Raw genomic sequence first — 13,186 nt, forward strand, 5'->3', positions numbered from 1 at the left:
TTCTCAGACCATGTGCCAAATTTCCCGCCGCGAATGGCTCAAGCTCGCTTCGATGATGACGGTCGCAGGGGCGGCCCCGTTGCTCGCCTCGGCCGCTGCGCGTGCCGCAGCCGAGCCTGACGCACCGTTGCGCATCGGCTATCTGCCGATTACGGACGCCACGCCGCTGCTCGTCGCGCATAACAACGGCTACTTCGAACAAGCTGGCATCAAGGCGGAAAAGCCGACGTTGTTGCGCAGTTGGGCACAACTGATCGAAGCGTTTCTATCGGGACAGGTCAACGTCGTTCACCTGCTCTCGCCGATGACCGTCTGGGCACGCTACGGCAGTCAGGCACAGGCCAAGGTCGTGGCATGGAATCACGTCAACGGCAGCGCAATTACTGTGGCCAACGACATCAACAAGATTGGCGATCTGGGCGGCAAAACCTTTGCGGTGCCGTTCTGGTACTCGATTCATAACGTGGTGCTGCAAGGGTTGCTTGCCGCGAACGGCCTGACGCCCGTGCTCCAGAAGAGCGGCGCGCCCGCCGCCAACGAAGTCAATCTGATCGTGATGGCGCCGTCGGACATGCCGCCCGCCCTCGCCGCAAAACAGATTGCGGGCTATATCGTCGCCGAGCCGTTCAATGCGGCGGCCGAGAACCTGAAGGTCGGCAAAATTCTGCGATTTACCGGCGACGTCTGGAAGAACCATGCGTGCTGCGTTGTGACGATGCACGAGCGTGACCTGACCTCGCGCCCGGAATGGTCTCAGAAGGTTGTCGACGCTATCGTCAAGGCGCAGGCCTGGACGCGCGAGCACCCCGCAGATGCGGCCCGCCTGCTGTCCAAGGAAGGCCAGAACCGCTACACGCCGCACCCGTTCCAGGTGTTGCAGCGCGTGCTGGCGCCGGACGCTTCCGAGCAGGGTCGCTATCTCGCCGACAAGGCCATCGTGCATGCCGACTGGCACGAGAAGCGTATCGACTTCCAGCCCTACCCCTATCCGAGCTACACCGAGGCGCTTGTACGTCACATGCAGAAGACACAGGTCGAAGGGAATGCGCAGTTCCTCGCGAAGCTCGACCCATCATTTGTCGCACGTGATCTCGTCGACGACCGCTTCGTGAAAAAGAGCATTGCCGCCGCCGGTGGCATGAAGGCTTTCGGCCTGCCGGACGGTTTCACCCGTCAGGAGGTGATCGTTGTCTGATCTCGCGCCCAGCCGCGTGCAACAACCGACCGGTTCGGTGGAGGCTGCCCCCGGCACCGCAACCCCGTCCCCGTCGAACGCGGGCATGGTGACGCCACGCCCTGCGCGCCGTGCGTGGCTCGGCCTTGCGGGGCTTGCAGGCATCGTGCTGATCTGGTGGTTGGGCATTTCGCTATTCACGACGCCCGGCTCTCTTGCGTCGCAGTTCTCGCCTGCGGCAGCACTGAACGCCCTGCCCGACCTGATCCGCGACGAGCAGCTTGGCCTGCACATCCTCGCCAGCTTGCGACGTATTGCGGTCGGGCTGGCGTGGGCCGTTGTGCTGGGCGTGCCGCTGGGCTTTCTGATCGGGCGCGTCCGGTGGCTGGACAAAGCACTCACGCCGTCGCTGCAATTCCTGCGTATGGTGTCGCCGCTGTCATGGATGCCGATTGCCGTCATGTCGCTCGGTGTGGGCGACCCCGCCGTGTATTTTCTGCTGGCCTTCGCCGCCCTGTGGCCGCTGGTGATGAGCACGGCCGCAGGCGTGACGCACATCGATCGACGCTGGGTACAACTCGGCGAGAGTCTGGCGGCGACGCGCTGGGAAATGCTCTGGCACGTCTATGTGCCGGGCATTGCAGCGCATGTCCTCACAGGCGTGCGGCTGGCCATCGGTATCTTGTGGATCGTGCTGGTGCCCGCAGAGATGTTGGGCGTGAATGCGGGTCTGGGGTATCTCATCCTCGACACGCGCGACCGACTGGCGTACTCGGAACTGACCGCCGTAATTCTGGTGATCGGCGTGCTTGGCTTCGCGCTCGACTGGGCAGCACGCTTCATCTACCGGCGCTTCAGCGGCGCGATGCAGGACGAGTAAGCAAGGGACGAGCACGAACGGGCACAACGGGCGTAAACGGGCATACACGGGCGTACACGGGCGTACACAGGCTTATACGGACGTACACGCGGACAGGCCGCTACAATAGCGGCCTGAACCCAGATGCCTGACGGAGACGCATCATCGAGCTAGATCGTTTACTGCAATCGCAGGGCTTCGGCAGTCGCAAGATGTGCCGCAAGCTCATTCAATCCGGTGCTTTCGCCATCGACGGCGTTGTGCACGACAACTTCCGGGAGTCGGTGGACCCGAAAGGCCTTCAGTTCACACTGGACGGCGAGTCCTGGGACTACCGCGAGCACGTCTACATTCTGCTCAACAAGCCCGAAGGTTTCGAGTGCTCCACGAGCCCGACGCATCACGAGGGCGTGCATTCGCTGTTGCCGCTCCCGCTCGCCGTACGTGGCGTGCAACCGGCCGGTCGTCTCGATCAGGACACCACGGGTATGCTGCTGCTCTCCGATGACGGCCCCTTCCTGCACGCCATGATGTCGCCACGCCGCCACGTCCCCAAACGGTATGTCGCGACGACAAAGCATCCCGTGACAGAAGAGATGTTACAGGCCCTGCGCGACGGCGTGCTGTTGCGCGACGAGACTGAGCCGCTCGCGGCAACAGACGTCATGAGCCCGTCATCCCACGAAATCGCACTCACGATCACGCAAGGGAAATACCATCAGGTCAAGCGAATGGTGGCCGCCGCAGGTAATCGCGTGGAAGGTCTGGTGAGAACAGCCATCGGCGGCTTGCCGATGGGCACACTCGAGCTCGGTGAATGGCGTTATCTCTCGCCGGACGAATTGCTGTCGTTGCCGTACGAGATTCCGCAGTCCGCCAGGTGATCGGACTCGGGGATGCGAAGCATCATCCCAGCACGGCCAAACACAAAAAACGCCCAACGTCGGCATTTAAGCCAGCGTTGGGCGTTTCCGTTTGGGTTACCGATATTCGCGCAGATCGCCTCAGCTCTGCTTACCTTCCAGCAAGAACTGCGCGCCCTTGTCCTGTCCGAGCGCCTTGACGAGATACGGCATCGTCGTCTTGAGCGTGTCTTGCAGCATGTACGGCGGATTCACGATGAACATGCCGCTGCCGTGCAAACCCATACCGCCCGGCACCGGATTGCAGACCGTCAGCGAAACGTGCAGCCAGTTCTTGATCGGCTTCTCGTCGATTGTCAGCCGCTTCATGCGCTCCGGCAATTGCGCTGCTTCGCGACGTTGCACGAGCGGATACCAGACGGCGTACATGCCCGTCGGAAAGCGGTCGAGCGCTTCCTGCACCGTCTGCGTCGTGCGCGTGTAATCGCGCTTGTCCTCGTAGGACGGATCGATGAGCGTGAACGCCCGGCGCGGTGCCGGCGGCAGAATCGTCTTGAGTCCGGCAAATCCGTCGGCTCCGAAAATCATCGTGCGACGTGCGACCGCACGCCCCTGCGCTTCGAAGTTCTCACGCAGCACTTCCTGTTCGGTCGGATGCGCCTCGAACAAGCGCAAACGGTCGCGGTCGCCCAGCAGTTGCAGCGCAAAGTACGGCGAGCCGGGGTAGTAGCTCAGCTTGCCGTCCGGGTTGAACTCACGGACCAGCGCAACGTAGTCCGCCAGTGCTGGCGGCAAATCGTTACGTGTCCACAGACGGCCGATGCCCGTCTCGTACTCGCCTGTCTTGTCGGCCCACTTGCCGTCGAGCGCATAGCCGCCCGCGCCGGCATGCGTGTCGATATACCAGAACGCCGTGTCTTTCTGGCGCATGTAATCGATGCATTCAACGGCGATGAAGTGTTTCAGTACGTCGGCATGGTTGCCGGCGTGGAAGGCGTGGCGGTAGCTAAACATTAGGCAGATCCTGATTCGTCAGGCGCGATTGTAGCCGACGACGCCCCTGCCCGGCGTTTCCGGGCCGATGCGCCGCCGCTTTTGACCTCGTTGGTCGCAAGCGCCTTCACCGCTTTATGACGCGGGCACGCGACGAGATGGTCGTTCACCATCCCGGCGGCCTGCATGAACGAATAGCAGATGGTGGAGCCCACGAACGTGAATCCCGCCTTCTTCAGCGCACGACTCATGGCGTCCGACACGGCGGACGTTGCCGGAACTTCGCTCAGCGACGTCCAGCGGTTTTGCAGCGTCTCACCGCCCACGAACTGCCAGACAAAGTCGCTGAAGCGCGTGCCCGATGCCTCCATCGCCAGATATGCCCGCGCCCCTTTGATGACGCCGTTGACCTTCAGGCGATTGCGCACGATGCCGGGATCGGCCATCAGCCGTGCTTCGTCCTCCGGTCCGTACTTCGCAATACGCGCCGGGTCGAAATTGTCGAAGGCCTTGCGGTAGGTATCGCGCTTCTTGAGGATCGTGGACCACGACAACCCGGCCTGTGCCCCTTCGAGCATCAGCAATTCGAACAACTCGCGGGAGTCGCGCAACGGCACGCCCCATTCCTGATCGTGATACTGACGATATTGCTCGAAGCCTTCACTCCACGGACAGCGTTCCATTTGCCCCTCGATAGTTGTGCTCGCGCCCCGATGTGGCCGGGGCATACGGACGAATGGGGCAAGTGTGCCAGCAATTACCGAATAAGCGAACCCGCAACCGCGCATACCGCGCGAAATTGGGCCACCAGGCAATGCCGATGCGGAATTTTCCGAGTCTCCGACGTCGGCCGCACCTGCGTGTTACAGCATGAGTTGTCCGCCATTGACCTCGATGATCTGGCCGGTCACATAGCTCGCCAGCGTCTCCGAAGCGAGATACAGGAACGCCCCCGAACACTCGTCGGGTTCGCCAAGGCGTCCCATCGGAATGCTTTGACGGAAGGCGTCGATCTGCGCCTGCGTGCTGAACTGTTCGTGGAACGGCGTCATGATCACGCCCGGCGAGACGGCATTCACACGAATACGGTCGGGCATCAACTCCTTGGCCATACCTCGCGTGAGCGTGCTCACGAAGCCTTTCGCCGCCGCGTAAATCAGCGCGCCGGGGCCACCGCCGTGACGCGCCGCAATCGACGTTACATTGACGATCGCACCGCCGCCCTGCTTGCGCATGGCGGGTACGACAGCGCGCGAGAACGCAACGACGGAGCGCGCGTTGACCTTGAGGACGTCATCGAAATAGGCGTCCGTCACTTCCGTGAACGGCGTGCGTTTGACGAGACTACCCGCGTTGTTGATCAGTACGTCGATACGGCCAAAGCCGTCGAGCACGTGTGCCACGGCAGCATCGATGGCACCGGTGTCCTGCACGTCGGCCGCGACCGTCATGGCTTTCACGCCATGCGCGCGTACCGCTTCTGCCACCGCTTCCGCCTTGTCGGCCGACCGGTTGTAGTGCACCGCCACGTGTGCGCCCTGTGCGGCGAACGCCGTCGCCGCTGCCGCCCCGATACCGGTACTCGCGCCCGTGATCAGCACGAACTTGCCTTTCAAATCTTGCATGATGAATCGCTCCGAAGAAGGTCGTCGATGGGCTGCGCCTGACGTTGCGAAGCGGCACGTGGCTGCGCGATCGGTGCGCCTGGCGTTGTTCGCGATGTCAGGGGGAGGCAGCTCGCGCCGCCGTCCGTGCCTATCAACTTACTGGATGGATGTGAAATGCTTCGGACACGCACTCAGTCGAGCAGGCTTGCGTCGTACGCGTGCACCTGCTGCGTCTGCTCGCCCAGCCCGTCGATGCCCAGTCGCATGACATCGCCCGGTTTCAGGAAGACCGGTGGCTTCTGCCCGAGGCCCACACCCGGAGGGGTGCCCGTCGTCACGAGATCACCGGGTTTGAGCGTAGTGAACTGGCTGAGGTAATGCACCAGATAGGCCACGCTGAAAATCATGGTCGACGTGTTGCCCGTCTGGCGGCGAACACCGTTGAGGTCGAGCCACAGGCCGAGTTGCTGCGGGTCGCGGATTTCGTCGGTCGTCACCAGCCACGGGCCGACCGGACCGAAGGTGTCGAAACCCTTGCCCTTGTCCCACGTACCACCGCGCTCGATCTGGTACTCGCGCTCGGAGACGTCGTTGACCACACAATACCCGGCGACATAATCGAGCGCGCGCTCCAGCGGCACGTAACGCGCGGTTGTGCCGATCACGAAGCCCAGTTCGACTTCCCAGTCGCCCTTGACCGAGTCCTTGGGCAGCACCACGGGGTCGTTCGGCCCCGTCAGGCAGTTGTCCCATTTGGTGAAGAGCACCGGCTCCGACGGCACAGCGAGGCCCGCCTCTGCCGCGTGATCGCTGTAGTTCAAGCCGACAGCGAGAAACTTACCCAGTCCCGAGAACGGCACGCCCAACCGGCCCGGCGACGCCACTACCGGCAACGCCGTCACATCGAGCGAGCGCAGCGCCGCCAGCCCCTGCGGGCTCAGCGTTTGCGGCGTAATGTCGGCCATCACGCCGGAGAGGTCACGCACCTGGCCATCCGCATCGAGCAGGCCCGGCTTTTCCTGGCCCTTCGGGCCGTAACGCAGCAGTTTCAAAGCAAATCTCCTTGCGAAATCAGTTGGACCAGCCGCCGTCGATCAGATGGATGGCGCCAGTAGTGAACGAGGATTCGTCCGAACCCAGATAGACGGCGAGTGCCGCAATTTCTTCGGGCGCGCCTACACGCCCCATCGGCTGACGCGCCACAAACTGCTCGCGTACGGCCGTCAGACTCGTGCCCGCAGCATCTGCCTGCGTGGCGATGCGTTGACGCAGCGACGGCGACTCGACCGTGCCCGGGCAGATCGCGTTGCAGCGGATGCCGCGCGCGACGAAATCGGCCGCGACCGACTTCGTCAGCCCGATCACGGCCGCCTTGCTCGTGCCGTAGACGCAACGATTAGCTACCCCCTTCACGCTGGATGCCGCCGACGACATATTGATGATCGCCCCGCCGCCTGCGGCCAGCATCGCGGGCAGGAACGCGCGCGTGGTGCGGTACATGCTCTTCACGTTCAGGTCGAACGAGAAATCCCAGGCAGCTTCGTCGCACTCGAGAATCGAGCCGTGATGCACGAAACCCGCGCAGTTGAACAACACATCGATCGCGCCGAGTTCATTCGCAAGCGTGGTCACGGCCGCGCCGTCGGTCACGTCGAGTGTTCGCCGCGTCAGGTTCGGGTGATCGTCCAGTTGCGCAAGCGCGTCTGCGCTCAGATCGGTGGCAATCACGCGCGCGCCTTCACGCAGATAGGCTTCGACGCATGCGCGTCCGATGCCTTGTGCCGCAGCAGTCATGACGGCGGTTTTGCCCGTCAGTCGGCCAGTCATGAGTGTCTCCTCGTGAACCAGTGGGTCGTTAGGGATTTAGGGAGGTGCCGGGGGTGAGCCGACTTAGATGTTCGTGGCAGCGTGCGCGGCTACAGCGGCGTCTTCGTCATTCGCCGTCACGGCGGACTCGGCCGACACGACGGACGCCGCATAGGCGTCGCGCACGCGGCACAGATGCTGACGCATCGCCTGTGCGGCCCGCTCGGGGTCTCGCGCCTCCAGCGCGTCGAGAATATGGCGATGATCCTGCAAGCTGCGTTCGAGCACACCATCCACTTGCGACGTCACACGGCGGCTCTTCTTGCCTAGCAGGTAGAGACTGTTCGCGATACTTTGCAGGAACGGGTTCTCGCAGGCATCAATGATCGTTTCGTGGAAGGCCATATCGGCCGCCGAGAACGTTTCAGGATCGCCCAGCAGCGCCTGTTCGTCATCGACGAGTGCATGCAGACGTACGATGTCCTCGTCGCTGATCTGCGTGGCCGCCAGCGCGGCGACGCCGGGCTCGATGACCAGACGCGCGTCGAACAGCGATTCAAGCGTGCCAGCGTTGAGCTCGATGACCATCTCCAGCGGTTCGAGCAACTCCCGCATTTCGAGCGAACCGACGAACGTCCCCTCACCCTGCCGGATGCGCAGCAATCCAAGCAGCGCCAGCCCGCGAATCGCCTCGCGTACGGCCGGGCGTCCGACGCCCAGCATGCTGGCGAGGTCGCGCTCGGGCGGCAGTTGCTGGCCGGGCTTGAGCAGCCCGGCGCGGATCATCGTGAGCAAGCGCTGCGCGACCTGCTCCGAGACGGAAACCTGCACGATGGGATCGAATGACATGATGCCGTTCAGTGGTAAGACCAATGAACGGCATGTTGCGCCTGTCACCTATCGGGTGTCAACGCAAACTTTTGCGTACTCCATCGACGACATCACCGGCTTTCGATTTTTGACCAGGTCATTGGAATTTATCGAGCGTTTCCGACTCGGAGTCAAACACGCGATCTCGTAAGATCGTTTGTTCATGCGGATCTCCGTAAATTTGCATCGCGAGATTGCACTGCGTCGCAAGTCAACGCCTTCTTGTTGTCTGGGTGTCACTTTTCTGCGACCATGATTCGTCGCTCCGAGGTTCTCATCGGGGCAATGTTCCCGCCGTCGCTTGATCTGCCGTACCCCTGGCTGCACCCGTTCCCCGAAATTCTGGAGTCTCCGACGATGTCCTCCTCAAAGACCGCCAAGCTGGGCCACTGGACGATGTACATGCCAATCGTGGCCCTCATTGCCCTCGGCGTTGCCGCGTTTTTGCCGAACGCTGCGGCGCTCACGTTGTGTGCAGCGGCGCTCGCCGGGGCCGTGTTCTCAGCCGTGCACCACGCCGAGACCGTCGCCCACAAGGTCGGCGAACCATTCGGCACGCTGGTCCTTGCCGTGGCCGTGACCATCATCGAAGTGGCGCTGATCGTCTCGGTGATGCTCTCCGGCGGACCGGACAAAGCGGGGTTGGCGCGCGACACTGTGTTTGCCGCGATCATGATCGTCTCGACGGGGATCGTCGGCTTATGCCTGCTGTTCGGCGGGGTGCGTCACCACACGCAGGGCTTTCACGTGGAAGGCGCGAGCGCAGCGCTCGCCGTGCTCTGCGCGCTGTCCGTGCTCACGCTGGTCCTGCCGAACTACACGAATTCCGTGGTCGGCCCGGGGCTCACGGCGTCGCAACTCGCGTTCGAAGGCGTGATCTCGCTGGTGCTTTATATGGTGTTCGTGTTCGTGCAGACGGTGAGCCATCGCGATTACTTCCTGGCGAAAGCGCCGAGCGAAGAAGTCCACGTGCCGCCGCCCTCGCGCCGTACGGCAGTGTTGAGTCTGGGCTTGCTGGTCGTGGCGCTGGTGGCAGTGGTGGGACTGGCGAAAAAGCTCTCGCCCGCCGTGGAACAGGCGGTGGCCACGGCAGGCGCGCCGAAGGCGGTGGTGGGGATCGTGATTGCTGCGTTGGTGCTGCTGCCCGAGGGGCTGGCCGCGCTGCGCGCCGCTCGTGCCAACAAGCTCCAGACGAGTCTGAATCTGGCACTCGGTTCGGCGCTGGCCAGTATCGGCCTGACAATTCCGACGGTGGCCGCAGTGTCTCTATTGCTCGATCAGCAGATCGAACTGGGACTCGCGCCGAAAGAGACGGTGCTGCTCGCCATCACGCTGCTGGTCAGCGTGCTCACGCTCGGCACCGGACGCACGACCGTGTTGCAAGGTGCCGTCCACCTGGTGCTGTTCGCGGCGTTTCTGTTCCTGGCGATCGTACCGTGATGCGGTGATGCGTTCGTGTCTGAAGCGCAGGCGTTAGTCCACCGGCGCTTCAGCGCTCCGGTTGCATCAGGCCTTGGACGCCTTCTTGTCCGCCGGGGTGGCTTCATCCTTGACGTCATTGGCGTCGGTCGATTCCGTCGCATCCGACGGTGTGCCGAGCAATGCACCCAGCAACTTGCTGCCACCGCCACCGCGCTTGCCCTGCGCGCCTACGCCCTTGCCCGTCGGCGGGCCGCGACGCACACCGGCGTCGATCTTCATGCCGCGACGCTTCTGAATCTCAAATTTAGTCTGTGTCATGGTGTTGTTCGGGTGTTGTTCGTTACTTCAGGGGTCGATGCCCAGATCGCCCTCGGCCGCCAGCGTCTTGGCCAGCGCGTGCGCGGCTTCCAGCGCGTCGCTTGCCCAGCGGTAGGCGTCGGGCGTGGTGTGAGTGAGCGGCGGATCGAGCGATTCGATGACGTCGTCCACGTCTCGCCATCCGGTAAAGTGCACCACCCCGTAGAACTGTCCTTCCGGCGCAGGCGAGGTCTCCGCCCAGTAATAAAAGTCTTCCGCCAGCAGGCAGCCTTCGAAACCCATAGCGATCTGTCGAGATCCCGTGAAAAGGCGGCATCGTAGCACGACGCATGACGAGCGGCATACCGTCCCTACGCAGTAGAATACTGCGGCATAGCAACCCACGACTCTTTATACCGACATCACGATGTTCACCGGAATTGTTCAAGGCACGGCCACGCTGTCGTCCATCGAAGATCGCGACGGCATGCGCACGCTCGAACTGGCGTTTCCCGAAGGCTTCTGCGAAGACCTGACCCTCGGCGCCAGCGTCTCGGTTGACGGCTGCTGCCTGACGGTCACGCAACTGCTCTCGCCCACCGCCGCGTCGTTCGACGTCATCCTCCAAAGCCTGAACGTGACGACGCTCGGCAGCTTCGGCGCCGGCGCACAGGTCAACGTAGAGCGCGCCGCCAAGGATGGCGCGGAGATCGGCGGCCACCCGCTCTCGGGCCACATCGACTTCTCGACCGAAATCCTCAGTGTGCGCACCTCGGATACGAACCGCGTGCTGCGCATCGCGATTCCCGAAGCGTTCCGCAAGTATGTCTTCGCCAAAGGCTACATCGCGATCAACGGCGCGAGCCTGACGGTCTCGGAAGTGAACCGGCAGGAAGGCTGGTTCGAGGTGTGGCTGATTCCGGAAACGCGCCGCATGACGACGTTCGAGGAGAAGGGGGCCGGCTCGCGCGTCAATATCGAAATCGAACGTAGCACGCAGGTGGTCGTCGACACGGTCCGCGAAGCGGTGCAGGAAAGCCTCGGCCGCCTGCAGCCGGTGCTCGAAGCCCTGCTCAAGGAAAAGGGACTCTCGCTCGACGACTTCGTCGCGGTGCCGAAGCTGCCCGCCGACAAGGCATAAAGCGGCTTAGGGGATAAGACCCGAGCCCTGCGTTCATTTTCAAAGGACTTTCATGCAACTTGCCACCTGGAACGTCAACTCGCTCAAAGTTCGCCTCGGACATGTGCAGGACTGGCTGCGCAGCAACCCCGTCGACGTGCTCTGCCTTCAGGAACTGAAGCTCACCGACGAGAACTTTCCGATTACGGAAATTGCCGCGCTCGGCTACACATCGCACTTCACCGGGCAGAAGACGTATAACGGCGTTGCGCTGCTCGTGAATCACGCCAAGGTCGGAGAAGCGACCGATCTCGTCAAGAATCTGCCGAATTTCCCCGATGAGCAACAACGTCTGATCACAGCGACCATCGGCGGCGTACGGGTCGTCTGCGGCTACTTCCCGAACGGTCAGTCGCTCGATTCAGACAAGTTCGTCTACAAGCTGAACTGGCTGGACGCCCTCACCCACTGGCTGTCGGACGAATTGCAGCGTCACCCGCAGCTCGCGCTGCTCGGCGATTACAACATCGCGCCGGAAGACCGCGACGTGCACGATCCGGCGAAATGGGAAGGCTGCAACCTGGTGTCGCCTCAGGAGCGTCAGGCGTTCGCGCGCCTGCAAGGGCTCGGTTTGCGCGACACGTTCCGCATGTTCGAGCAGCCGGAAAAGACGTTCAGTTGGTGGGATTACCGCATGGGCGCGTTCCGACGCAACGCCGGACTGCGCATCGATCACGTGCTCGCTTCCGCCGCACTTGCCGCGCGCTGCACCGGCTGCGAGATCGATCGCGTGCCCCGGACCTGGGAACAGCCGTCGGACCACACGCCGGTCGTTGCCACGTTCAAGGACTGACGCACCGCTTGTCCGCAGTCGGGCAACGGCCCGGCGGCAGCGTCGGCGACAACGAAAAACGGCACCCGTGGGTGCCGTTTTCTTTCGGGCCACGACATTGCGATGGCGTATGCCTGCCGCATCGCAGTTCGCGACGTGTTCACTACTGGCTCGCGCGTGGATCCGTGAGTCTCGACTCGTAGACGAAACAACGAATCGCGGCCTTGTTACGCGTCTCCATCTGCATGAACTCGAGACCATAAGCCCACGTGCCGTCCGCCCGTGGTCCTTCGACGCTGCGCACTGCCGCCATCCCGACGATCGGCACGATATCCGCCCCTATCGGCACCCGGAACTGCACCGCAACGTGAAGGCATCTGTCCGGCAACGGGGCCTTCGCCACGATGCCCGCGCCGTCTGCACTGATGTCGCGCACCAGCACCAGCCACTCCGGAGTGTCCTGCGGGTCGGCCAGCATGCGCGTAAGCGACGCTCGCGACGTCTCGTCGATAGGCGATAGCCGCGCCACGAGTCGTGTGTCGACACGCGGTGTACGACGCACCGGCGTCTCCCGCACTTGCGACGGACGCGACAGCACCACGTAATCGAACGGACCGTGGTGCACGCTATGCACGTCGCACGTGAATTCGTAGAGGTTGTCGCCCGGAAACGTCCACAGCGCCAGTCGATCTCCCGCCACCATCGGCATGCGCGAGTCTCCCGCCGCGGGAGGCGTGATGATCAGCATGCCATTGGGCGCCCGACCGATCAGGCGAGCCCGCACGCGCGTCATCTCGGCGTCCGGTGCCACTCGCACCTGAATCCACGCACCGATCGGTAGCGGAACGGGCAACCCGTGCAAATAGACCGTCGATGCCCCTGCACCGAGCGGCGACGCCGAATTCGCAGCCTCCGTCCGACCAGCGGCCTCACCTGTTGCCGCGCCCTCGGGGAGCGGCCGGTGAGGTGCAAACATCGTGAAAAGCCAGTCGAGATCGGCTTCGGACGGCAGACGCTCGCCCGCCGCCAGCAATGGTGTGCCGTCGGCGTCGAACAGTGGCCAGGAGAGTGGGACGTGAGCGTCAAGCTCGCGACGATTGACCGCCACGAACCCCGGATAACCTGACGCAATACAAGTCGAGTGCATGATGCCTGGAAGGGGTAGACACCCCGGAAAGTCTCGGATTAAGGAGGCGCGACGTACTGAATGCGGCGTCATGAAGCTGGAGAGACGATTCGTGACGTCGTGTGACGAACATCTGGCGTAATGCAACGTAAGGCGCGTACGTATTTTTACCATGAAAGTGCGGTCGCGCTGACGGCGGAATATCAGGCAAAACGCC

15 protein-coding genes are annotated in these 13,186 nt (G+C 63.0%); 6 read left to right on the forward strand and 9 right to left on the reverse strand.

Annotated elements, in window-relative coordinates; translation table 11 throughout:
- The first annotated feature begins 10 nt into the window (after positions 1-10).
- From NA29_RS13900 to NA29_RS13910, 3 genes are all read left to right on the forward strand, one after another.
- Positions 11-1,195, forward strand: coding sequence for an ABC transporter substrate-binding protein (locus NA29_RS13900; protein WP_039398929.1), 1,185 nt, complete (start codon positions 11-13; stop codon positions 1,193-1,195).
- 85 nt (positions 1,196-1,280) lie between these two features.
- Entirely contained in the window at positions 1,281-2,054 is a 774-nt protein-coding gene (locus NA29_RS13905) for an ABC transporter permease (RefSeq protein ID WP_039398931.1), read from the forward strand.
- Between the two features lie 191 nt (positions 2,055-2,245).
- Complete coding sequence (locus tag NA29_RS13910; RefSeq protein WP_052252931.1) at positions 2,246-2,917, forward strand: 16S rRNA pseudouridine(516) synthase; 672 nt, start codon at positions 2,246-2,248, stop codon at positions 2,915-2,917.
- Positions 2,918-3,037: 120 nt separating this feature from the next.
- Here NA29_RS13910 and NA29_RS13915 read toward each other — a convergent pair whose 3' ends face one another.
- The 6 genes from NA29_RS13915 to NA29_RS13940 form a co-directional block, all read right to left on the reverse strand.
- Positions 3,038-3,910 carry a 23S rRNA (adenine(2030)-N(6))-methyltransferase RlmJ gene (locus NA29_RS13915; protein ID WP_039398936.1) on the reverse strand — a complete coding sequence of 291 codons (873 nt, stop codon included), beginning with the start codon at positions 3,908-3,910 and terminating at the stop codon, positions 3,038-3,040.
- On the reverse strand, positions 3,910-4,572 hold the full coding sequence (locus NA29_RS13920) for a DNA-3-methyladenine glycosylase I (RefSeq protein WP_039398938.1): 663 nt from the start codon (positions 4,570-4,572) through the stop codon (positions 3,910-3,912). The genes NA29_RS13915 and NA29_RS13920 overlap by 1 nt, the downstream gene beginning before the upstream one ends.
- Before the next feature lie 180 nt (positions 4,573-4,752).
- Complete coding sequence (locus NA29_RS13925; RefSeq protein WP_039398940.1) at positions 4,753-5,514, reverse strand: SDR family NAD(P)-dependent oxidoreductase; 762 nt, start codon at positions 5,512-5,514, stop codon at positions 4,753-4,755.
- 173 nt (positions 5,515-5,687) lie between these two features.
- The gene (locus NA29_RS13930) at positions 5,688-6,548 is read right to left on the reverse strand and encodes a fumarylacetoacetate hydrolase family protein (RefSeq protein ID WP_039398942.1); all 861 of its coding nucleotides are present in this window, start codon (positions 6,546-6,548) and stop codon (positions 5,688-5,690) included.
- A 19-nt stretch (positions 6,549-6,567) separates the two neighbouring features.
- The gene (locus NA29_RS13935) at positions 6,568-7,323 is read right to left on the reverse strand and encodes an SDR family oxidoreductase (RefSeq protein ID WP_039398944.1); all 756 of its coding nucleotides are present in this window, start codon (positions 7,321-7,323) and stop codon (positions 6,568-6,570) included.
- Between the two features lie 63 nt (positions 7,324-7,386).
- The gene (locus NA29_RS13940) at positions 7,387-8,151 is read right to left on the reverse strand and encodes a FadR/GntR family transcriptional regulator (RefSeq protein ID WP_052252932.1); all 765 of its coding nucleotides are present in this window, start codon (positions 8,149-8,151) and stop codon (positions 7,387-7,389) included.
- A 378-nt stretch (positions 8,152-8,529) separates the two neighbouring features.
- On the opposite strand from NA29_RS13940, the gene NA29_RS13945 reads away from it, so the two are divergent.
- Positions 8,530-9,612 (forward strand): calcium:cation antiporter, encoded by a 1,083-nt coding sequence (locus tag NA29_RS13945; RefSeq protein WP_039403493.1) that lies wholly within the window; start codon positions 8,530-8,532, stop codon positions 9,610-9,612.
- A gap of 66 nt (positions 9,613-9,678) precedes the next feature.
- On the opposite strand, the gene NA29_RS13950 is transcribed toward NA29_RS13945, so the two are convergent.
- Together NA29_RS13950 and NA29_RS13955 are read right to left on the reverse strand one after the other, a co-directional pair.
- The gene (locus tag NA29_RS13950) at positions 9,679-9,912 is read right to left on the reverse strand and encodes a hypothetical protein (protein ID WP_039398946.1); all 234 of its coding nucleotides are present in this window, start codon (positions 9,910-9,912) and stop codon (positions 9,679-9,681) included.
- 27 nt (positions 9,913-9,939) lie between these two features.
- On the reverse strand, positions 9,940-10,194 hold the full coding sequence (locus NA29_RS13955; RefSeq protein ID WP_039398948.1) for a hypothetical protein: 255 nt from the start codon (positions 10,192-10,194) through the stop codon (positions 9,940-9,942).
- A gap of 124 nt (positions 10,195-10,318) precedes the next feature.
- On the opposite strand from NA29_RS13955, the gene NA29_RS13960 reads away from it, so the two are divergent.
- Both NA29_RS13960 and xth read left to right on the forward strand, forming a co-directional pair.
- The gene (locus NA29_RS13960) at positions 10,319-11,032 is read left to right on the forward strand and encodes a riboflavin synthase (RefSeq protein ID WP_039398950.1); all 714 of its coding nucleotides are present in this window, start codon (positions 10,319-10,321) and stop codon (positions 11,030-11,032) included.
- A gap of 52 nt (positions 11,033-11,084) precedes the next feature.
- Positions 11,085-11,864 carry an exodeoxyribonuclease III gene (gene xth, locus NA29_RS13965; RefSeq protein WP_039398952.1) on the forward strand — a complete coding sequence of 260 codons (780 nt, stop codon included), beginning with the start codon at positions 11,085-11,087 and terminating at the stop codon, positions 11,862-11,864.
- Between the two features lie 142 nt (positions 11,865-12,006).
- Here the strand turns inward: xth and NA29_RS13970 are convergent, their stop codons facing one another.
- Positions 12,007-12,990, reverse strand: coding sequence for a flagellar brake protein (locus tag NA29_RS13970; protein ID WP_039398954.1), 984 nt, complete (start codon positions 12,988-12,990; stop codon positions 12,007-12,009).
- Positions 12,991-13,186 lie beyond the last annotated feature (196 nt).

It is taken from the genome of Pandoraea sputorum (assembly GCF_000814845.2).
Classification (GTDB): Bacteria; Pseudomonadota; Gammaproteobacteria; order Burkholderiales; family Burkholderiaceae; genus Pandoraea; species Pandoraea sputorum.